Raw genomic sequence first — 18,492 nt, forward strand, 5'->3', positions numbered from 1 at the left:
GGGCTGCGTGCCCTCGACTATAGCCGCGCCTCGATCTCCCGCCAGCGCGCCCGCGTCTTCTCCAGGTTCCGCACCTTCACCGGCCCGAAGCCCTTGATGCCCGCAGCGGCTTCCGCCCATTCGCAGGCAGCGGCGTGCGTCGCCGGCGTCAGCTTCCCAAGCATCGCCTCGATCGCGCCCGTGAACTCCGCGATCAGCGCGCGCTCCATCCGCCGCTCCTCGGTGCGGCCGAAGGGATCGAGCGGCGTGCCGCGCAGCATCTTGCCGTGGCGCAGCAGGCCCATCGCGGTCGCCATCCACGGCCCGAAGCGCCGCTTCGCCGGCATGCCCGTGTTCGGATCCTGCTTCGAGATCATCGGCGGCGCGAGGTTGAACTCGATCCGCGGGCTCCCCGCGAAGTCGTGCGCGAGCTGCGCGCGCCATTCCGGCAGGGAATGCAGCCGCGCCACCTCGTACTCGTCCTTGTAGGCCATCAGCCGATGGAGCTGCGCCGCGACGGCACGCGACAGCCGTTCGCTGCCCATCGCCGCTTCCGCCGCGCGGACCTTGGCGACGAAATCGGCATAGCGGCGTGCATAGGCCCCGTTCTGGTACGCCGTGAGATCAGCCACGCGACGCGCCACCAGCTCGTCCAGCGTCTCGGCCTTCGGCGCCGCGGCCTCGCTTCCCTCGATCGCCGCCCGCCGGCCCAGCGCGAAGGCCGCGAGGTTGCGCTCGACCTGTGCGCCGTTCAGCCGGATCGCCTGCTCGATCGCGGCGCACGAGACCGGCACCAGGCCGCGCTGATACGCCCCGCCCAGCAGCCAGATGTTGAGGTAGATCGCATCGCCGAGCCGTTCCACGACCTCGGCCGCCGCGTGCAGCGGATGCACTTTCTTCGTCGCGGCGCGGAGGCTGGCCAGCATCGCCTCGCCGTCGTAGCGCGTGGAGGTGTCGCGCACGAAGGCCGCGGTCGGCTGCAGGTCGGCGTTGACGATCGCGGCCGTGCGGTCGGGCCCCAGCATCGGCCGCGCGTTGCGGCCATGCGCCACCACCATGTCGGAGGCGATCAGCACATCCGCCTGGCCCGCGCCGATGCGCGGCGAGGGGATGCTCTCCTCCGTCGCGCCGGGCCGGCCGAGGCGAAGCTGCACATGGACGCCGCCGCCCTTCTGCGCGAAGCCCAGCGTGTCCACGGACCGGCTCGGCCGCCCGTCGATATGCGCCGCCATCGCCAGGATCTGGCCGAGCGCCGTGACGCCCTGCCCGCCGACGCCCGCGATCATCACGTTCCAGGCGCGGCCATCCACGGGCTCCGGCAGCACGGGGTCGGGCAGCACGCCCTCCGGCATCGCGACCGCGCCGGGCCTGGCGGGCTCGGCGCCGACCAGCGTCACGAAGGACGGGCAGAAGGCCGTCACGCAGGACAGGTCCTGGTTGCAGGCGGATTGGTCGATGCGGCGCTTGCGGCCGAACTCGGTTGCCAGCGGCTCCACCGCGATGCAGTTGGAGACGCGCGAGCATTCCCCGCAATCCTCGCAGACGCGGGGATTGATCACCGCGCGGCGTTCGGCCTGCGCGGCCTTGCCGCGCTTGCGCTTGCGCCGGCGCTCCGTCGCGCATTCCTGGTCGTAGATCAGCGCCGTCACGCCGGGGAACCCGCGGAGCTCCTGCTGCACGGCATCGAGCGCGCTGCGGTGATGGAAGGTGACGCCGCGCGGCATCTCGGGGTCGTCCTCATGCCGCTCGGGATCGTCGGAGACGATGGCGATGCGCTGCACGCCCTCCGCCCGCACCTGGGCCGCGATGCGCGGCACCGTCGGGTGTCCCTCCACCGGCTGCCCGCCGGTCATCGCGACGGCGGAGTTGACCAGCAGCTTGAAGGTGATGTTCTGCCCCGCCGCGACGGCCGCGCGCAGCGCGAGCGAGCCCGAATGCATCCAGGTGCCGTCGCCGACATTGGCGAAGATGTGCTTCTCGTCCGTGAAGGGCGCGATGCCGAGCCAGGGCACCCCCTCGCCGCCCATATGCGTGTAGGCCACGGTCTGCCGTTCCGGCATCTTGGTGACCAGCCAGTGGCAGCCGATGCCGGCCAGGCCCCGCGACCCCTCGGGGAGCGCCGTCGAGGTGTTGTGCGGGCAGCCCGGGCAGAAGAATGGATCGCGCGAGACCAGCGGCTCCGCCGCGCCGCGATCGAGCTCCTCCAGCGCGCGCAGGCGCTCGGACAATTGCGGCGTGCGCAGCGCCTCGGGCAGGCGCATCGCCAGGGCGCGCAGCACCTGGCCGGCGTCGAGCTCCGTCAGCTCCGACAGCAGCGGCGCACCGCGCTCGTCCTTCTTGCCGACGATCCGCGGGCGCCGGTCAAGCGGATAGAGCGCGTCGCGCAGCTGCGGCTCGAGGAAGGCGCGGCGGTCCTCGATGACCAGCACTTCCTCCAGGCCCTCCGCGAAGGCGCGCGCCCCCTCCGCGTCCAGCGGCCAGGCCAGGCCGACCTTCCAGATGCGCAGGCCCTGCTGCCGCGCGAAGTCCGGCGAAATGCCGGCATCGGCCAGCACCTGGCGAAGCGTCGCGAAGGCCTTGCCGCGCACGACGATGCCGAAGCGCGCATTCGGGCTGTCCACCACCATGCGGTCGAAACCGTTGGCGCGGGCGAAGGCGGATGCGGCCGGGATCTTCACCGTGCGGAGCCGCTTCTCCATCGCGATGGCGGTGTCGGGAATGCGCAGATGCACGCCGTCCGGCGGCAGGTCGAAGCGCGGCGCGTTCGTCACATAGGAAGCGGGATCCACGCGGAGCGTCTGGGCGGCGTCCATGGTCTCGGCGACGCATTTCAGCCCGACCCAGGTGCCGGCGTAGCGGCTCAGCGCCAGACCCTTCACGCCGAATTCCAGCACCTCCGCGACCTCCGCGGGGTCCAGCACCGGCATCTCGAGGTCCTGGAAGGTGAACTCGCAGCCCGAGGTGACGGTGGAGGACTTCGCCGCGGGGTCATCGCCCGACAGCGCGAGCACGCCGCCCTTCGCGGCCGTGCCGGCCATGTTGGCATGGCGCATCACGTCGCCGCAGCGGTCGGTCCCCGGCCCCTTGCCGTACCAGATGCCGAAGACGCCCTCGTGCCGCGCGCCTGGCGACAGATGCAGCTGCTGCGTGCCCCAGACCGCGGTGGCGGCGAGGTCCTCGTTCAGGCCGGGGTTGAAGACGACCTTGGCCTCGGCCAGGCGGCCCGCCTCCTTGACCAGCAGTTGGTCGTAGCCGCCGAGCGGCGAGCCGCGATAGCCGCTGATATAGCCCGCGGTGTTCCAGCCTTCGGCGGCATCGAGGTGCCGGCGCAGCAGCGGCAGGCGCACCAGCGCCTGGATGCCGGTCATCACCACGGGTTCGCCGGCGGCGTTCCAGCGGTCTTCGAGGCTCACTTCGGGGCGCTGCAGGCTGCCCATGGGCGCGGCTCCGTTCATTCCTGGACTATGGAAAGGATGAACCGGATTGCGAAGAGGTAGTTTCCGTATTTCGTTGTGCGCCGCCAAAAGAACGGAATAGGCTTCTGGCATGGACGCAATCGACAAGAAGATCCTTCGGGCGCTATCGCGCCAGGGCCGGCTGACCAATGCCGAGCTGGCCGAGGAAGTCGGCCTCTCGGCCTCCCCCTGCTGGACGCGCGTGAAGCGGCTGGAGCAGGCGGGCGTCATCAAGGGCTATGCCGCGCTGCTGGACCAGGCCGCGCTCGGCCTGCCCGACACGGTCTTCATCGAGGTGATGATGGAGCGCCACGACGAGGCGCAGCTGAAGCGCTTCGAGGACGCGGTGATGGGCATGCCGGAGGTGCTGGAATGTCACCTTGTCACAGGCGAATACGACTATGTCATCAAGGCCGCGGTGGGCGGCACGCAGGGCTACGAGCGCCTGTTGAGGGACCGGCTGTACCGCCTGCCCGGCATCCGTCACACGCGGACCAGCTTCGCGCTGCGCTGCCTGAAGCACGAGCTGTCGCCGGTGCCGGAATGACGCGCGTCAGCCGCCCGCCGGCACCACGCGCAGGCTGACATTCTCGAGGTAGACCACGTCCACCTCCTCGCCGGGCTGCAGCCCGCGGATGAACTGCTGCATGCGCGGGTTCTGCACCCGCACCGTGCGCCTGTCGCCGTCGGGCTCGGTGAAGCTGACGGTGTTCTGCAGGGTGTCCACGGCATCCACCCGCACGCGGATGCGCCGGCCTTCGTTCAGGCTGGCCGCCGGCCGCTCCCCGGGTGCGGCGCGCAAGGCCTGCTCCACGCTGGCGGTCGGCGAGGCGCCGTCCTCCGGGCGCGCGACGCTCGCGGCGATGGCTTCCGTGACGGTGATCACCACGCGGTCGCCCGGCTTCACCAGGTTGAGGTTGCGCACCTGCGGCCCGACGCGCACCGTCGCCAACGCGCCGGTCTGCGCGCCGGACTCCCCGCGCAGCAGGACCGTGCGCTCGGAGAGGTTCACGCTCTCGACCACCGCGATCCGCTCCACGCTGGTCGAGACGACGGCCGGCGGCGGGTCGGATTGCGCGAAGGCGAGGCCGGGCAGAAGCATGATCGCGCCCAGCAGGCGAACGGCGATCCTCATGCGGCGATCCCCTGTTGACGTTGCGGTATGCCGGCAAGTCTCGCCCGGCCCGCCCGCCCGCGCAACGGCACCCCGTCACCCCGGATAAGGCGGGAAATCCGCGAAGCCGCGGCTGCGCATCAGCAGGTCGTAGCAGCTCGCACGGTCGGCCGGCGGCAGGCCGGCCACCGATTGCTGCGCAAAGCCCGAGGCATCCGCGGCCAGCGCCTGCCCTGGCCCGGTCAGCATCATCCCCGGCCCGGCGGTCATGCCTGGCCATTGCCGTTCGAAGGCGGCGAAGGCCGGGGCGCAGGCTGGGTCGGGCCGCGCGCAGCCGCTGGCCAGAAGCGCCAGCAGCGCGGCGGCCGTCATGCGGGCCGGCACGTTCAGTGCCTCGCCGAGCCGTCCGCGTGGTCGAAATGCCGCTTCAGCAGGAACAGGGCGAAGAGCACGCCGAAGACGAAGAGGCTGTAACCGAAGATCGTCATGCCGAGGTCCTGCGCGGCCGAGATCGCGGCGAGGCCGATGATCGCGAGAAGCGCGCCGACAGCCATGAAGTAGTACATCACGTCTTCTCCTTGCGGGGCAGGTCGTCGAACAGGATGCGGGACGCCGCGCCGTCGAGGTCGTCGTACTGGCGCGCCTTCAGCGCCCAGAGAAAGCCGGCCAGGCCGAGCAGGCCGAGCGCCAGGGCCGCCGGCACCAGGAACACCAGAGCGTTCATTGTTTCATGCCCTCAGACGCCGGGCGCGCGGCAGGCCGCCAGCTCCCGATGATCGCTGTCATGCTCCAGCCTCCTTCCCCGCGCGCAGCGCGTTCAGGATCACGATGATGGAGGAACTCGCCATCACCAGCGCCGCGATCAGCGGCGTGACATGGCCCAGCACCGCCATCGGCACCGCGACCAGGTTGTAGGCCAGGCTGAAGGCGATGTTCTGCTTCGCCAGGCACTGCGCCTTGCGCGCGACGCGGATCGCCGCCGGCAGCGCCGTCAGCCCCTCCGACCGCAGCACGATGTCGGATGCGGCCTGCGCGAGATCGGTGCCCGTGCCGGGGCTGACCGAGACATGCGCCAGCGCCAGCGCGCCGGCGTCGTTGATGCCGTCGCCGACCATCAGCGGATGCTTGCCCGCCTTCTTCAGCGTCTCGATCCGGTGCGCCTTGCCGGCGGGCGTGGCACGCGCCTCCCAGGGGCCGATCCCGATCGCGGCCGCCGCGGCCTCCACCGCGCCCGGCCCGTCCCCGGACAGCAATTCGGTCTCGAGCCCGAGGCCGTGCAGTTCCGCGACCGCTCGGCCGGCGTCGGCGCGCAGCCGGTCGGCGAAGCGGAACACCACGGGCACCTGCCCCGCCACGACATAGGCCAGGGTCATGCCGGAGCCGTGGTCGTCCTCCAGCCCGCAGAAGGCCGGGCTGCCGAGCCGCGCGCTGCCGCGCACCAGGCCCCGCCCCGGCATCTCCCGCACGCCTTCCAGCGCCGGCGCGTCGTGGCGGGCGCGGACCAGCGCCTGCGCCAGCGGATGGCGCGAGGCGCGGGCCATGGAGGCGGCGGCACGGAGCACCGCGGGATCCACGCCCTCCTCCTCGACCAGCACGGGATGGCCCTCGGTCAGCGTCCCGGTCTTGTCGAGCACGGCGTGGTCGGCGGTGGCCAGCCGTTCGAGCGCGGTCGGCGAGGCCACCAGCACGCCGCGGCGGAACAGCGCGCCGACGGCCGCGACCTGCACCGCGGGCACCGCGATCGCCAGGCCGCAGGGGCAGGTCACGATCAGCGCCGCGACCGCCGGCACCAGCGCCGCCTGCCAGGCGACCCCGACCCCCAGCCACCAGCCCAGGAAGGTGCAGAGTGCGACGACATGCACGACCGGCACGTAGAGCCGCGCCGCCTTGTCCGCGACGGAGACGAACCGCCCGCGCCCCTGCTCCGCGCGCTCCAGCAGGCGCCCGAGCTGCGCGAGCGAGCCGTCCTTCGCCGCCGCGCTCACCGTCAGCAGGAAGGGCTGGCCCATGTTGACCGCGCCGGCCGGGATCGCCTCGCCGCGCGCGAGGCGCCGCGGCACGGATTCGCCCGTGGTGGCGGCGGTGTCGAGCAGCACCTCCTCCCCCGCCGTGCCGTCCAGCCGCAGCCGGTCGCCGGCGGCGACCAGCACGCGGTCGCCGGCCTGCACGGCCTCGGCCGGGACGGCGCGCGTCGTGCCGTCCGCGAGATGCAGCGCGACCGTGCCTTCCTGCAGCGCCAGCAGCTCCGCCACGGCCTGCCGCGCGCGGCGGCGCATGCCGCGGTCCAGCACGCGCCCGGCCAGCAGCAGCGCGAGCAGCGAGGTCGCGCCGTCGAACCAGGTGTAGTCGCCATTGCGCAGGGTCTCGCTGATCGACATCAGCGTCGTCGCCAGCACGCCGATGGATACCGCGAGGTCCATGTTCACGCGCCCCGCCCGGACCGCGTCCCAGGCGGATCGGTAGAAGGGCATCCCCGCCACCAGCACGACCGGCAGCCCGATCAGCGCGGCGAGCCAGTGCATGGCCTGGCGGGTCGCGGGCTCCATGTCCGTGCCGACCCAGACCGCGACGGAGACCAGCATCACGTTCATCGAGCCGAAGGCCGCGATCCCCAGCGCGCGGACCAGCGCGCGGCCTTCCGCGTCCTCGGTCGCGCGCAGGCAGGCCGGCGACCAGGGCGCGACCTTGAAGCCGAGCCGCGCGACGAGTGCGGCGAGGTCGCGCGCGCGATCGGCGTCGCCGCGCCAGGCGATCGTCAGCCGCCGCGCCGTCAGGCTCGCGCGCGCCTTGATCACGTCGGGCTCGGCCGCCAGCGCCTGCTCCACCAGCCAGACGCAGGCACCGCAGGTGAGCCCGCTGACCATCAGCTCCAGCTCATGCACGCCCTTCCCGGCGTCGCGCGCATGCGGCGCGAAATCCGTGGTCAGCGCCTCCGGCGGACGCAGCGTGCCGGCCGCGGTCTCCTGCCGGCGGTAGAAGGCGTCGAGGCCGAGGCCGCGCACGAGCGCATGCGCGCCCGCGCAGCCCGTGCAGCAGAACTCGCCCTGCCCCGGCGCGAGCGGCGCGCCGCAATGCGCGCAGGCCGCGCGGGAGAAGCCGGCCTGGCCCGGCGCCAAGCCTTCCGGCAGGGCGGCGGAGATTGTCATCGCACGAAGACCCGCTCGCGGATGTCGCGGCGCTCGCCGCGTTCGCCCGTCAGCGTCAGCCGCACCTCCCACTGGCCCTGGCCGGGCAGCGGGGCGAAGGCGATGAAGCGGCCGGGGCCGGCCGCGGCGAAGTCGAGGGTCAGCGCCGCACCCTCGATCGGTCGCTGCAGCACGCCTTCCAGGCGCCCGCCGACGGGCCGGTCCTCGCGGTCCGTCACCGTCACGGTCAGCACGCCGTCGGCGAGCGACAGCGCCGGCTTCCAGCCCAGCGCGTCCTGCCGCGCGGCCTCGGCGATCACCGCGTTGTAGGCGCGACCGCGGTCGTAGCTGTGCTCCGTCGTGACGCCGGTGAAGGTGGACAGCGCGGCGTAAACCAGGGTGGCGTTCACCGCGATGATCACGCCGAAGGCGCCGACGAAGGCCCAGGGGATCCAGCGGCTGCGGCGGGGATCGTAGTCCAGGCCGGGCCGCGTGGCGGCGTCGCTCATCGGTGGTTCTCCTGCCCATGCGGGCCGAGGAAGACGCTGTCGGTGCGCACGACCGTCCGGCCGCGAGCGTCGAGCAGGCGGAAGGTCACTTCGGTGGATTCGCGGGTGGGCACATCATGCGGCAGCGTGATCAGCGCGCGCCACTGCGTGATGCCGTCGCCGCGGGTCGCCACGGTGAAGCGGTTCGGCCCGACCTCCTGCGCTTCCTGGACCGTCAGGCGCAGCGGCGCGCGGCTGTCCATCACCAGCGTCAGCTCGCCGGCCTGGCGCGACTTGTTCGCGATCTTCAGTGTATAGGCGTTGCGGATGCCGCCGTCGGACAGGCTGACGAAGAGCGGCGCGCGGTCGCGCAGCACCGCCAGCGTCACCTCCTGCCGCAGCAGCCAGGCGCCCGTCATCACCGCCAGCACCGTCGCGATGACCGCGGCGTAGATCACGGTGCGCGCGCGGATGAAGTTCGGGACGTGGCGCGCCGCCATGCCGACCTCGGTCCGCGCCGGCGAAGGCGGGATGCCGCGCGCCGCGGCGTCGGAGGCCGCGATGTTCTTCAGCGTCTCGAAGGCGATCAGCCCCCTGGGCCTGTCGAGCCTGGCCATGACGTCGTCGCAGGCATCGATGCAGAGCCCGCAGCCGATGCATTCCATCTGCTGCCCGTCGCGGATGTCGATCCCCGTGGGGCAGACATTGACGCAGGCATTGCAGTCCACGCAGTCGCCGTGGCCTTCCTCCTTCAGCTTGCCGCGGGGCTCGCCGCGCCAGGCGCGGTAGGAGACGACGAGGGAGTTCTCGTCCAGCATCGCGGCCTGGAAGCGTGGCCAGGGGCACATGTAGGTGCAGACCTGCTCCCGCGCCCAGCCCGCCAGCAGGTAGGTCGTGGCGGTGAAGAGGCCGAAGAAGAAGTAGACCTCCTTCGACGCCTGCAGCGTCAGCAGCTGCACCGTCATGGTCGGCGCATCGTTGAAGTACATGATCCAGGCGCCGCCAGTGGCCGCGGCGATCGCGAGCCAGGCGGCGTGGGTCATGATCTTCTTGCGCCACTTCGCCGCGGTCCAGGGCGCGCGGTCGAGCTTCATCCGCTCGTTCCGGTCGCCCTGGATCAGGCGCTCGACCCACATGAAGAGGTCGGTCCAGACGGTCTGCGGGCAGGCGAAGCCGCACCAGACGCGGCCGAAGAGAGACGTCGCGGCGAAGAGCGCGATGGCGCCGAGCACCAGCAGGCCGGTGAGGTAGTAAACCTCCTGCGGCCAGATCTCGACCATGAAGAAGTAGAGCCGCCCGTTGCCGATATCGACCAGCACCGCCTGGTCCGGCGCGTTCGGCCCTCGGTCCCAGCGGATCAGCGGCACGGTGTAGTAGAGGAAGAGGCAGGCGATCAGCACCGCCCATTTGGCGCGCCGCACCGGGCCGGAGACCGCGCGCGGATAGACCTTCTGGCGATCGGCGTAGAGCGGCTGTCCGGCGGCCACGGGCCCCGCGTTCCTCAGCCTCGCCTTCGCCGTCACGTCGTTCATGAAGATCCGGCTCCTGACCCCGCCACTCTGCTCCCTCCCCCGCGACTGCGGGGGAGGGGGAAGTCACGTCACGCCGTGCTCAGTTCTCGCCCCCGCCCAGCGCGTGCACATAGACGGTCAGCATGTTGACGGTCGCAGGGTCCAACCGTCTGCCCCAGGCCGGCATCACGCCCATCCGCGGATTGGCGATGTAGCGCGCGACCGAAGCCGCGTCGGACGGGTTGGCGTGCAGCCAGACCCGGTCGTTCAGCCGGAGCGCGCCGACATCGCGGTTCCCCTCGCCGCCGTCGCCGTGGCAGGCCGCGCAGTTGTCGGCATAGAGAGGCTTGCCGCGGTCGGCCGCCGCCGCGTCGGTCGAACGGCCCGACAGGGACAGCACGAACTGCGTGACATCAGCGATCTGCGCGGTGGTCAGCACGCCGTCGGCACCGAAGCGCGGCATCATGCTGATCCGCTCCTCGTCGCTCTCGCCGGCGCGGATGCCGTTGGCGATGGTCCGGTGGATGGCGTCGAAGCCGCCGCCCCAGATCCAGTCGTCATCGGCCAGCGAGGGATAGCCGCCGGCCTGGCCCTGGCCGCCCGCGCCGTGGCAGGAAGCGCAGTTGTTGGCGAAGGCGATGCGCCCGCCCGCCATGGCGAAGGCGCGCATCTCGGGGTTCGCCGCGATCTCGGCGGGCGTCGCCTCGCGCAGGCGGTTCATCATCGGCGCCATGCGGGCATTCGCCGCCGCGACTTCGACGCCGACCGCCTCCCGCGCGACCCAGCCGGTGACGCCGGTGGCGCCACGGATCGGCAGCGAGGGATAGAGCACCATCCACACCACCGCGAAGGCGATGGTGACGTAGAACAGGTAGAGCCACCACTTCGGCAGCGGCGTGTTCAGCTCCTTCAGCCCGTCCCATTCGTGGCCGGTCGTCATGGTGCCGGTGACGGCATCCTTCTCGATCTTCGTCGGCATGCGCGCGCCTCCTCAGCGCAACCGCGAAGGCGGGTCGTCACGCAGCGGGATGTCGCCCATCCGCTCGTAGGACCGCTTCCGCCAGGGGGCCATCACATGGAGGATGATCCCCGTGAACAGGATGAAGAACCAGACGACCCAGATCGTCGGCAGGATCGGCTGCAGGGCGGCGTAGAGCTCGCTCATTGTCCGCTCCTCCTCACTGCTGCCTGAGCTGTTCGGGCGTCACGTCGCGGAACTGCACGAGCGTGCCGAGCATCTGCAGGTAGGCGACCAGCGCATCCATCTCCGTCACCCCCGCGGGATTGCCGTCGAAGGCGGCCTGGCGGGCACGGGCGTATCGTCCCTGGAAGGCGCCGGCGTCGCGATCGGGGATCGCCTGCGCCTCGAGGTCGGCGCGGGCATTGGCGATCATCTCGTCGGAATAGGGCACGCCGACGGCGCGCTGCGTCCGCAGGTGATCGGCAATGTCGTGGTAGTCCAGCGGCCGGTCGAGGAAGGCGTAGGGCGGCATGATGCTCTCCGGCACCACGCCGCGCGGGCTGCGCAGATGCGCGGCCTGCCAGTCGTCGGAATAGCGCCCGCCGACGCGCGCGAGGTCGGGCCCCGTGCGCTTCGAGCCCCACTGGAAGGGATGGTCGTACATGCTCTCCGCCGCCAGGCTGTAGTGGCCGTAGCGCTCGAGCTCGTCGCGGAAGGGGCGGATCATCTGGCTGTGGCAGAGGTAGCAGCCCTCCCGGACGTAGATGTTCCGGCCCATCAGCTCGAGCGGGGTGTAGGGGCGGACGCCCACCACCCGCTCGATCGTCGTGCTGACGGTGAAGAGGGGGACGATCTGCACCAGGCCGCCGATCGAGACGGTGATGAGCGTGAGCACGCCCATCAGGATCAGGTTGGTCTCGATCCTGGCGTGGTTGAACCACTTCATGGCACCGCCCTCCTTCACGCGGCGGCGGCCGGCACGGCGCCGGCGGCCACGGGGGCGGCGACCGCCTCCGTGGTCTCGCCGCGGGTGACGGTCATCCAGAGGTTGTAGACCATGATCAGCGCGCCGCTGAGATACAGCACGCCGCCCATCACGCGGATGACGTAGTACGGGTGCATCGCGGCGACGGTCTCGATGAAGCTGTACTGCAGGAAGCCGTTCTCGTCGTAGGCGCGCCACATCAGGCCCTGCAGGATGCCCGACACCCACATCGCGGTGATGTAGAGGACGATGCCCAGCGTCGCGATCCAGAAGTGCCAGGAAACCAGCTTCTCCGACCAGAGCGCCTGCTTGTTCCACAGCCGCGGGAACAGCCAGTAGAGCGCGCCGAAGGTCACGAAGCCGACCCAGCCCATCGCGCCGCTATGGACGTGGCCGATCGTCCAGTCGGTGTAGTGCGACAGGCTGTTCACCGCCTTGATCGACATCACCGGCCCCTCGAAGGTGGACATGCCGTAGAAGCCGAGCGAGGTGACGGAGAAGCGCAGCGCCGGGTTGGTGCGCAGCTTGTCCCACGCACCCGACAGCGTCATGACGCCGTTGATCATGCCGCCCCAGGACGGCATCCACAGCATGACGCTGAACACCATCCCGAGCGTCTGCGCCCAGTCCGGCAGCGCGGTGTAGTGGAGGTGGTGCGGACCCGCCCAGATATAGAGGAAGATCAGCGACCAGAAATGAACGATCGACAGCCGGTAGGAGTAGATCGGCCGCTCGGCCTGCTTGGGGATGAAGTAGTACATCATCCCGAGGAAGCCCGCGGTCAGGAAGAAGCCGACGGCGTTGTGGCCGTACCACCACTGGATCATCGCGTCCTGCACGCCCGACGCCGCGCCGTAGCTCTTCGCGCTGCCCCAGGTCACGGGAAGCGCCAGGTTGTTGCCGATGTGCAGCATCGCGACGGTGATGATGAAGGCCAGGTAGAACCAGTTCGCGACGTAGATGTGCGGCTCCTCGCGCCGGAGGATGGTGCCGCCGAATGCGACGAGGTAGTGCACCCAGACGACCGTCAGCCAGAGGTCCACGTACCATTCGGGCTCGGCGTATTCCTTGCCTTGCGTCACGCCGAGCACGTAGCCTAGCGCGGCCATGACGATGACGAACTGGTAGCCCCAGAACAGGAACCAGCCCATCGGCTCGCCGCCGAAGAGCCGCGCGCGGCAGGTGCGCTGCACGACATAGAGCGACGTCGTGAACATCGCATTCCCGCCGAAGGCGAAGATCACCGCGCTGGTGTGGACCGGGCGGAGCCGACCGAAGGTCGTCCATTCCAGGTCGAGGTTCAGGAGCGGCCAGGCGAGCTGGGAGGCGATGACGACGCCCACCAGGAACCCGACCACGCCCCAGAAGACCGTGGCGATCGCGAAGGCGCGGATCGGCGCCTCCACATAGCCTGCGGAGCGAACCGCAGACGGCGTGCCCGTCGCGGGTGCGGCCAGCCCATCGGCATAGCCCGTTGCTGACATGAGGTCGGATCTCCCCTCCGCGCGCCAGAGGTCGCGAACCGACCGGGCACGTGCTCGCGAGGAAACCCTCCCAGCGGGGAACCGTCCTTGATCAGGATCAAGTTCGGCCGCGCCAAAGACGTCCTATGGTCGGCAGGCCATGCCGAAAGGCCGGCGAGGCGGGGAGGAGCGGGCGTCCGATGAGCGAGCAGGCAGGCGGCACGGTCGCGGGCACGAATATCCGTATCATGGTCGTCGCCAGCGACCGGCCCTGGGCCTGGCTGGAAGCGGGCTGGCGCGACCTGATGGCCACGCCGCATATCGGCTTCTTCTACGGCGGCGCCGTCGTCGCCGCGGGCTGGGCGCTGGTCCTGCTGCTGATCGCGCTCGGCGCGCTCTGGGCGGTGCTGCCCGCCGTCGCGGGCTTCTTCCTCGTCGCGCCGATCATCGGCGCCGGGCTCTACGACACCTCCCGCCGGCTCGAGAAGGGAGAGGCGGTGTCCTTCGCCACGGCCCTGCGCGCCTTCCGCCGCAACGGCCAGCAGCTCGCGCTCATCGGGGCGCTGCTGCTGCTGATCAACCTGTTCTGGGTGCGCATGGCCGCGCTGATCTTCATGGCCTTCTTCGGCCTGAACTTCGGCGCCTCGATCGAGGACATCCCGCTGGCCATGCTGCGCTCCGACCAGCTCCTGCCCTTCCTGATCATCGGGACAGGCGCCGGCTTCGTGCTGGCCTGCCTCGCCTTCGCCGTGTCGGCGGTCTCGATCCCGATGCTGGTGGACCGCGACGTCTCGGCGATCGAGGCGGTCGTGGTGTCCATCAAGGCCACGCTCGACAACTGGCGGGCGATGGCCTTCTGGGCGGGCCTGATCGTGGTCTTCACCGCGATGGCGCTGGTGCCGTTCTTCCTGGGCCTGGCGCTGGTGCTGCCGCTGGTCGGGCATGCCACCTGGCACGCCTACCGCGATCTCGTGAGGTAACCGGAGGCTCGGAACAGGAGCGGCCGGCGCCTGCCCCGGGCGCCGGCCCCTGGCAGCGGGCGTGGCCCGCCGCACGCGGTATCAGCGCGTCAGGTTGTTCCCGACCGCCGTGAAGGTGGAGTTCAGGTTCGTGCCCACCGTGGTGATGGCCACGATGCAGACCACGATGATGAGCGCGGCGATCACGCCATACTCCACCGCCGTCACGCCCTTGCGGTCGCCCGCGAGCTTCAGGCCGAGTTCCCTGGCGCGCCGCAGCAGCGCCTTCCCCTTGTCGGTCATGCTGATCCCCTTCCTGTTCAAGTCTGGCCCAGTCAACCGCGTCCCAACCCGGCGTGCGTGGCACGCCGGGGTTGTGGCGGCGCGACAGCACAACCACGGGACGACGAACGGACATTGGGACATCGTTAACGGATCGTCAACACATTCGCGCGATCGTACGTCAGACTGTGACCAGCAGACCGCCAAGCGAGACGCCTCATATCACGACTAAATCGTTGGCACGCAACACTCCCGACCCTACCCCCTCCAGCAGGACACCGCCTCCCGGAATCGTGATCACGGCCCCGCTTGACGTGAACTGCAATGACCAGAGCGCGGCCTCGGGCTCGGCCAGGCCGCTGCCCACCAGCATCAGCACGTCCACGCCGGGCTCGAAGTCCCGCACCACGTCGAAGCCCGACGCCGCGCGCTGCACGAAGATGTCCTGTCCCTCCCCGCCCATCAGCGTGTCATTGCCGCCGCGCCCGTCCAGCGTGTCCGGCCCCGCCGCGCCGAACAGCAGGTTCGGCAGGTCCGACCCGGTCAGCGCGTTCGCCGCGGCGCTGCCGATGACCCCGCCATTGCCGGCCGTCAGCACTGCGTTCTCCAGCCCCTCGGCCAGGGTGAAGGTGCCGCCGGCGTTGACGAGCACGGTGTCGCGCCCGCCGCCCGGCGCCTCGACGATGCGGTCGCCGCCGCGCAGGACGTAGACATCGTCGCCGAGACCTCCGGCCAGCAGCGTGGCCACGGCCAGCCCGGGTCCGTCCAGCGTGTCCGCCCCCTCCCCGCCGCGCAGTTCCGCCCCGCCCGCGACGGCGCGCAGCAGGTCGTTGCCGGCCCCGCCATCCAGCAGGTCGCGCCCCGCGCCCGCCTCCAGCGTGTCGTTCCCCTCGCCGCCTGCCAGCGTGTCGTTGCCGTCCCCATCCCGCAGCAGGTCGTCCCCCGCGCCGCCCAGCAGGAGGTCGGACGCCGCCCCGCCATCCAGCGTGTCCGCCCCCGCGCCGCCCGCCAGCAGGTCGTCGCCCTCGCCGCCGGCCAGGCTGTCCTCGGCGTCCTCCCCGGCCAGCAGGTCCCGCCCTGCCCCGCCGAGCAGCGTGTCGGCGCCCGCCCCGCCGCGCAGCCAGTCGTCCCCCGCCGCGCCCGAGAGGCTGTCCGGCCCCGCGCCGCCATCCAGCGTGTCAGGCCCGTCACCGCCGTCCAGCGTGTCCGCGTCGTCGCCGCCGGACAGCGAATCGGCCCCCGCGCCGCCGCCAAGGCTGTCCTCGCCCGTCCCGCCATCGAGCGAATCGTCGCCATCGCCGCCCGATAAGGTGTCGAGGCTCGCGCCGCCCAGCAGCAGGTCGTTGCCGGCCTCGCCGAGCAGCAGGTCATTGCCGTCGCCGCCCGCCAGCGTGTCGCTTCCCTCGGCCCCGCGCAGCGTGTCCGCATCAATGCCGCCATCGAGGCTGTCGTTGCCCAGCTCGCCGACCAGGCTGTCCGCCCCCGCCCCGCCCGCCAGGCTGTCGTTGCCTTCCCCGCCATCCAGGCTGTCATTGCCGTTGCCGCCATCCAGGCTGTCCGCCCCGGCCTCGCCCAACAGGAGGTCGTTGCCGTCGCCGCCCGACAGCGCGTCAATGGCGTCGCCGCCGCGCAGCAGGTCATCGCCGGCATTGCCGGACAGGCTGTCCGACCCGTCCCCGCCGTCGAGCGTATCCGCCCCCGCGCCGCCATCCAGCGTGTCCGCGCCCGCCGCGCCGGTCAGCGAATTGCCGCCCTCGTTGCCGAACAGGATGTCGTCGAAGCCCGCCCCGAATGCCGCGAGGTCACCCGTTCCCGACCGGATGCGCAGCACCTCGACATTCAGCGGGATCACCATGGCGAGGCTGACAAGGACCGTGTCGAAGCCCTCGCCTGCAAGTTCCAGGACGACCGAGGTCAGGTCGTCCAGCAGATAGGTATCGTCGCCCGCCCCGCCGGCCAGGGAATCGGCGCCCCCGCCGCCATCCAGCGTGTCCGCGCCCTCCCCGCCCAGCAGCGTGTCGTCGCCGACCCCCCCCAGCAGCGAATCGCTGCCGAGATAGCCGTCGAGCAGGTCGTTCTCCGTTCCACCATCCAGAGTATCGTTGCCCTCGCCGCCGAACAGCGTGTCCTCCGCCGCCCCGCCCGAGAGGCTGTCAGCATCCTCTCCGCCATCGAGGAAATCGGCATTGTTCGCGCCGAACAGGATGTCCCTCGCCGCCCCGCCCCGCAGCGTGTCAGCGCCGTCTCCGCCGCGGAGCGTATCGGCGCCGTCGCCGCCGTTCAGCAGGTCGTTGGCGGCGCCGCCGGACAGGCTGTCGGCGCCCGCGCCCCCGTTCGCCTTGTCGTTGCCGTTGCCGCCATCCACCGTGTCCGCGCCATCACCCCCTTCCAGGATGTCGTCGCCGCCATTGCCGACCAGGCGGTCGTTGCCGCCCTGGCCCAGCAGGAAATCCGCCCCGGCGCCGCCGGTCAGGGTCTCCGCCGCGGCCGTCCCCTCCTGCAGCGCCGGCGCCGTGCCGGGGGCGAGGATCGCGAAGGTCACGATCCCCGCCGCCACGGGGTTGGTGCCGTCCGACGCGGTGACCAGCACCTCCCGCGTCGTGCCCGCGAGCCCGACCAGGTCCACGCCCTCGCGCAGCTTCAGCACGCCGTCTACGACCTCGAAGAAGGCGGCGTCGGGCCAGGCGACGTCGAAGGCGAGCGGCCCCGCGGTGTCGGGGTCGTCGGCGGCCAGCGCGCCGATCACCCCGCCGACGTCGTTCTCCAGCACCACCCCGCCCGACAGGAAGCGGATCCCCGAGGGCGCGGTGTCGTCGAGGCCGGTCAGCGCGACCTGCCAGATCGTGGCCGGCGACTGCCACCCCGCCGCAGTGCGCAGGGACAGCCCGAAGGCGAGGACCTGGCCGGGCGGGAAGGCCTCGGAGTCGAGGCTGGCGGCCGGCCGGATCGCGAGGCTCTGCCGCGCGCGGTCGAAGCTCGCCTCGAAGCGGCCGGCATCGGGCCCGGTGAGCACCACCTCCAGCACGCCGCCCGAGAAGGCCAGCGTGCCCGACCAGTCAGCCGGGCTCGTGTTCTCTGCGATGCTGGCCGGGACGGTCCCGGAGACCGTGACGGACATGCGACCCTGGCCGAGGAGGACGGAGGTCCCATGCTACCCCGCCGCGGCTTGCCGGGGAGTTAAGGCAGTTCGCCGCGAAGCCGGATCGCTCGGAGGCGCGATGCCTCAGGCCACCAGCCGCCAGGCCATCCCCGCCAGCACCGCCGCGTTCAGCGCGAAGAGCGCGGCGCCGGCAAGCCGCAGCCCCTGCCCCGCCCGGCGCAGGAAGAGCCGACCGAGCAGCGCGACGCCGACCATGGCCGGCACCGTTCCCGCCACGAAGGAGACCATGGCGATCGCTCCCGCCAGCGCCGATCCCGTCGCCGCCGCGCCGGCCAGTGCGGCGTAGAGCAGCCCGCAGGGCAGCGCCGACAGCGCCAGGCCGAGCGCGACGCCCCGCCAGCCCGTCGGCGCGTCCAGCAGCCCGCCGATCGCCCGCGTCAGCCCGGCCCCCGGCCCCGGCAGCGGCGGCAGAGGAGGCCGCCAGCGCGCCGGCAGCCTGGCCGAGGCCTGCGCCGCCATCAGCAGCGCGGCCATGGCCAGCAGCACCGCCAGCAGCCAGCGCAGCCCCGTCACCTGCGTCACCAGCCCCGCCGTCCCGCCGGCCAGGGCGCCGAGCAGCCCGTAGCCCAGCATCCGGCCGAGGTGGTACTCGGCCAGCGCCGCGCCGGAGAGCCGCGCCAGCACCCCCCCCGCGGCGCTCCGATCGGCCCGCGCCCCGGCCTGTGCCAGCACGAAGGGCGCGCACATCCCCGCGCAATGCGTGACGCCGCCGGCCAGCCCCGCCAGGAACAGCGCGAGCGCGACCGCCGGCACGCCGCCCGGTCCGATCGCGTCGAGGTCCTTCAGGCAGTCCGCCAGCATGCAGCCTTTACAGCATCGGAAGCGCCGCGCGTCCTTGCGGTGGATCAAGCCGAGCGGTGGATCAGGTCGGGGCGCCAGCGGATCGAACCGACCTCGCAATCCGGTGATCGGATGAGCCGATCGCCCCGATCCAAAATCCCTATCAAAAATCCGCGCGTGGCGACACACGCTGATGCGATCCGTGATGCAATCCGTCATGTTGCAACGAA

At 71.6% G+C, this 18,492-nt stretch carries 17 protein-coding genes; 2 read left to right on the plus strand and 15 right to left on the minus strand.

Annotated elements, in window-relative coordinates; genetic code table 11:
• Window positions 1-17: 17 nt before the first annotated feature.
• Window positions 18-3,434, minus strand: coding sequence for an indolepyruvate ferredoxin oxidoreductase family protein (locus ACLF3M_RS06555; RefSeq protein WP_430656063.1), 3,417 nt, complete (start codon window positions 3,432-3,434; stop codon window positions 18-20).
• Between the two features lie 91 nt (window positions 3,435-3,525).
• On the opposite strand from ACLF3M_RS06555, the gene ACLF3M_RS06560 reads away from it, so the two are divergent.
• Window positions 3,526-3,981, plus strand: coding sequence for an Lrp/AsnC family transcriptional regulator (locus ACLF3M_RS06560; RefSeq protein WP_430656064.1), 456 nt, complete (start codon window positions 3,526-3,528; stop codon window positions 3,979-3,981).
• A gap of 6 nt (window positions 3,982-3,987) precedes the next feature.
• Here the strand turns inward: ACLF3M_RS06560 and ACLF3M_RS06565 are convergent, their stop codons facing one another.
• The 11 genes from ACLF3M_RS06565 to ccoN all read right to left on the minus strand — a co-directional run bounded on the left by ACLF3M_RS06565 (window position 3,988) and on the right by ccoN (window position 13,102).
• Window positions 3,988-4,569 carry a hypothetical protein gene (locus ACLF3M_RS06565; RefSeq protein WP_430656065.1) on the minus strand — a complete coding sequence of 194 codons (582 nt, stop codon included), beginning with the start codon at window positions 4,567-4,569 and terminating at the stop codon, window positions 3,988-3,990.
• A 75-nt stretch (window positions 4,570-4,644) separates the two neighbouring features.
• The gene (locus tag ACLF3M_RS06570) at window positions 4,645-4,920 is read right to left on the minus strand and encodes a hypothetical protein (protein ID WP_430656066.1); all 276 of its coding nucleotides are present in this window, start codon (window positions 4,918-4,920) and stop codon (window positions 4,645-4,647) included.
• Between the two features lie 14 nt (window positions 4,921-4,934).
• Window positions 4,935-5,114: a hypothetical protein gene (locus tag ACLF3M_RS06575; RefSeq protein WP_430656067.1), complete on the minus strand. Its 180-nt coding sequence runs from the start codon at window positions 5,112-5,114 to the stop codon at window positions 4,935-4,937.
• Window positions 5,114-5,272 (minus strand): cbb3-type cytochrome oxidase assembly protein CcoS, encoded by a 159-nt coding sequence (gene ccoS, locus ACLF3M_RS06580; protein WP_430656068.1) that lies wholly within the window; start codon window positions 5,270-5,272, stop codon window positions 5,114-5,116. Before ccoS ends, ACLF3M_RS06575 begins: the two co-directional genes overlap by 1 nt.
• 58 nt (window positions 5,273-5,330) lie before the next feature.
• A complete protein-coding gene (locus ACLF3M_RS06585; protein ID WP_430656069.1) occupies window positions 5,331-7,694 on the minus strand; it encodes a heavy metal translocating P-type ATPase in 2,364 nt (787 codons plus the stop codon).
• The gene (locus tag ACLF3M_RS06590; RefSeq protein WP_430656070.1) at window positions 7,691-8,182 is read right to left on the minus strand and encodes a FixH family protein; all 492 of its coding nucleotides are present in this window, start codon (window positions 8,180-8,182) and stop codon (window positions 7,691-7,693) included. Before ACLF3M_RS06590 ends, ACLF3M_RS06585 begins: the two co-directional genes overlap by 4 nt.
• Window positions 8,179-9,693, minus strand: a complete 1,515-nt coding sequence (ccoG, locus tag ACLF3M_RS06595) for a cytochrome c oxidase accessory protein CcoG (RefSeq protein WP_430656071.1) — start codon at window positions 9,691-9,693, stop codon at window positions 8,179-8,181. Before ccoG ends, ACLF3M_RS06590 begins: the two co-directional genes overlap by 4 nt.
• 79 nt (window positions 9,694-9,772) lie before the next feature.
• Window positions 9,773-10,651 (minus strand): cytochrome-c oxidase, cbb3-type subunit III, encoded by an 879-nt coding sequence (ccoP, locus tag ACLF3M_RS06600; protein WP_430656072.1) that lies wholly within the window; start codon window positions 10,649-10,651, stop codon window positions 9,773-9,775.
• A gap of 12 nt (window positions 10,652-10,663) precedes the next feature.
• Window positions 10,664-10,837 carry a cbb3-type cytochrome oxidase subunit 3 gene (locus ACLF3M_RS06605; RefSeq protein WP_430656074.1) on the minus strand — a complete coding sequence of 58 codons (174 nt, stop codon included), beginning with the start codon at window positions 10,835-10,837 and terminating at the stop codon, window positions 10,664-10,666.
• A gap of 13 nt (window positions 10,838-10,850) precedes the next feature.
• Entirely contained in the window at window positions 10,851-11,579 is a 729-nt protein-coding gene (ccoO, locus tag ACLF3M_RS06610; RefSeq protein ID WP_430656075.1) for a cytochrome-c oxidase, cbb3-type subunit II, read from the minus strand.
• Window positions 11,580-11,593: 14 nt separating this feature from the next.
• Window positions 11,594-13,102 carry a cytochrome-c oxidase, cbb3-type subunit I gene (gene ccoN / locus ACLF3M_RS06615; protein ID WP_430656076.1) on the minus strand — a complete coding sequence of 503 codons (1,509 nt, stop codon included), beginning with the start codon at window positions 13,100-13,102 and terminating at the stop codon, window positions 11,594-11,596.
• 179 nt (window positions 13,103-13,281) lie between these two features.
• On the opposite strand from ccoN, the gene ACLF3M_RS06620 reads away from it, so the two are divergent.
• A complete protein-coding gene (locus tag ACLF3M_RS06620; protein WP_430656077.1) occupies window positions 13,282-14,061 on the plus strand; it encodes a DUF2189 domain-containing protein in 780 nt (259 codons plus the stop codon).
• An 81-nt stretch (window positions 14,062-14,142) separates the two neighbouring features.
• Here the strand turns inward: ACLF3M_RS06620 and ACLF3M_RS06625 are convergent, their stop codons facing one another.
• From ACLF3M_RS06625 to ACLF3M_RS06635, 3 genes are all read right to left on the minus strand, one after another.
• On the minus strand, window positions 14,143-14,343 hold the full coding sequence (locus tag ACLF3M_RS06625) for a Flp family type IVb pilin (RefSeq protein WP_430656078.1): 201 nt from the start codon (window positions 14,341-14,343) through the stop codon (window positions 14,143-14,145).
• Between the two features lie 196 nt (window positions 14,344-14,539).
• Window positions 14,540-17,440: a calcium-binding protein gene (locus ACLF3M_RS06630; RefSeq protein ID WP_430656079.1), complete on the minus strand. Its 2,901-nt coding sequence runs from the start codon at window positions 17,438-17,440 to the stop codon at window positions 14,540-14,542.
• Between the two features lie 105 nt (window positions 17,441-17,545).
• Entirely contained in the window at window positions 17,546-18,283 is a 738-nt protein-coding gene (locus ACLF3M_RS06635; RefSeq protein WP_430656080.1) for a sulfite exporter TauE/SafE family protein, read from the minus strand.
• Window positions 18,284-18,492: the final 209 nt, after the last annotated feature.

Origin of the sequence: Falsiroseomonas sp. HW251 (genome assembly GCF_050563545.1) — a bacterium.
Classification (GTDB): domain Bacteria; phylum Pseudomonadota; class Alphaproteobacteria; order Acetobacterales; family Acetobacteraceae; genus Falsiroseomonas.

What these genes read in the sequence shown, in the direction of transcription:
- ACLF3M_RS06555 (WP_430656063.1), bottom strand. Translation starts at nt 3,434, where the DNA reads ATGAACGGAGCCGCGCCCATGGGCAGCCTGCAGCGCCCCGAAGTGAGC.
- ACLF3M_RS06560 (WP_430656064.1), top strand. Translation starts at nt 3,526, where the DNA reads ATGGACGCAATCGACAAGAAGATCCTTCGGGCGCTATCGCGCCAGGGC.
- ACLF3M_RS06565 (WP_430656065.1), bottom strand. Translation starts at nt 4,569, where the DNA reads ATGAGGATCGCCGTTCGCCTGCTGGGCGCGATCATGCTTCTGCCCGGC.
- ACLF3M_RS06570 (WP_430656066.1), bottom strand. Translation starts at nt 4,920, where the DNA reads ATGACGGCCGCCGCGCTGCTGGCGCTTCTGGCCAGCGGCTGCGCGCGG.
- ACLF3M_RS06575 (WP_430656067.1), bottom strand. Translation starts at nt 5,114, where the DNA reads ATGTACTACTTCATGGCTGTCGGCGCGCTTCTCGCGATCATCGGCCTC.
- ccoS (WP_430656068.1), bottom strand. Translation starts at nt 5,272, where the DNA reads ATGAACGCTCTGGTGTTCCTGGTGCCGGCGGCCCTGGCGCTCGGCCTG.
- ACLF3M_RS06585 (WP_430656069.1), bottom strand. Translation starts at nt 7,694, where the DNA reads ATGACAATCTCCGCCGCCCTGCCGGAAGGCTTGGCGCCGGGCCAGGCC.
- ACLF3M_RS06590 (WP_430656070.1), bottom strand. Translation starts at nt 8,182, where the DNA reads ATGAGCGACGCCGCCACGCGGCCCGGCCTGGACTACGATCCCCGCCGC.
- ccoG (WP_430656071.1), bottom strand. Translation starts at nt 9,693, where the DNA reads ATGAACGACGTGACGGCGAAGGCGAGGCTGAGGAACGCGGGGCCCGTG.
- ccoP (WP_430656072.1), bottom strand. Translation starts at nt 10,651, where the DNA reads ATGCCGACGAAGATCGAGAAGGATGCCGTCACCGGCACCATGACGACC.
- ACLF3M_RS06605 (WP_430656074.1), bottom strand. Translation starts at nt 10,837, where the DNA reads ATGAGCGAGCTCTACGCCGCCCTGCAGCCGATCCTGCCGACGATCTGG.
- ccoO (WP_430656075.1), bottom strand. Translation starts at nt 11,579, where the DNA reads ATGAAGTGGTTCAACCACGCCAGGATCGAGACCAACCTGATCCTGATG.
- ccoN (WP_430656076.1), bottom strand. Translation starts at nt 13,102, where the DNA reads ATGTCAGCAACGGGCTATGCCGATGGGCTGGCCGCACCCGCGACGGGC.
- ACLF3M_RS06620 (WP_430656077.1), top strand. Translation starts at nt 13,282, where the DNA reads ATGAGCGAGCAGGCAGGCGGCACGGTCGCGGGCACGAATATCCGTATC.
- ACLF3M_RS06625 (WP_430656078.1), bottom strand. Translation starts at nt 14,343, where the DNA reads ATGACCGACAAGGGGAAGGCGCTGCTGCGGCGCGCCAGGGAACTCGGC.
- ACLF3M_RS06630 (WP_430656079.1), bottom strand. Translation starts at nt 17,440, where the DNA reads ATGTCCGTCACGGTCTCCGGGACCGTCCCGGCCAGCATCGCAGAGAAC.
- ACLF3M_RS06635 (WP_430656080.1), bottom strand. Translation starts at nt 18,283, where the DNA reads ATGCTGGCGGACTGCCTGAAGGACCTCGACGCGATCGGACCGGGCGGC.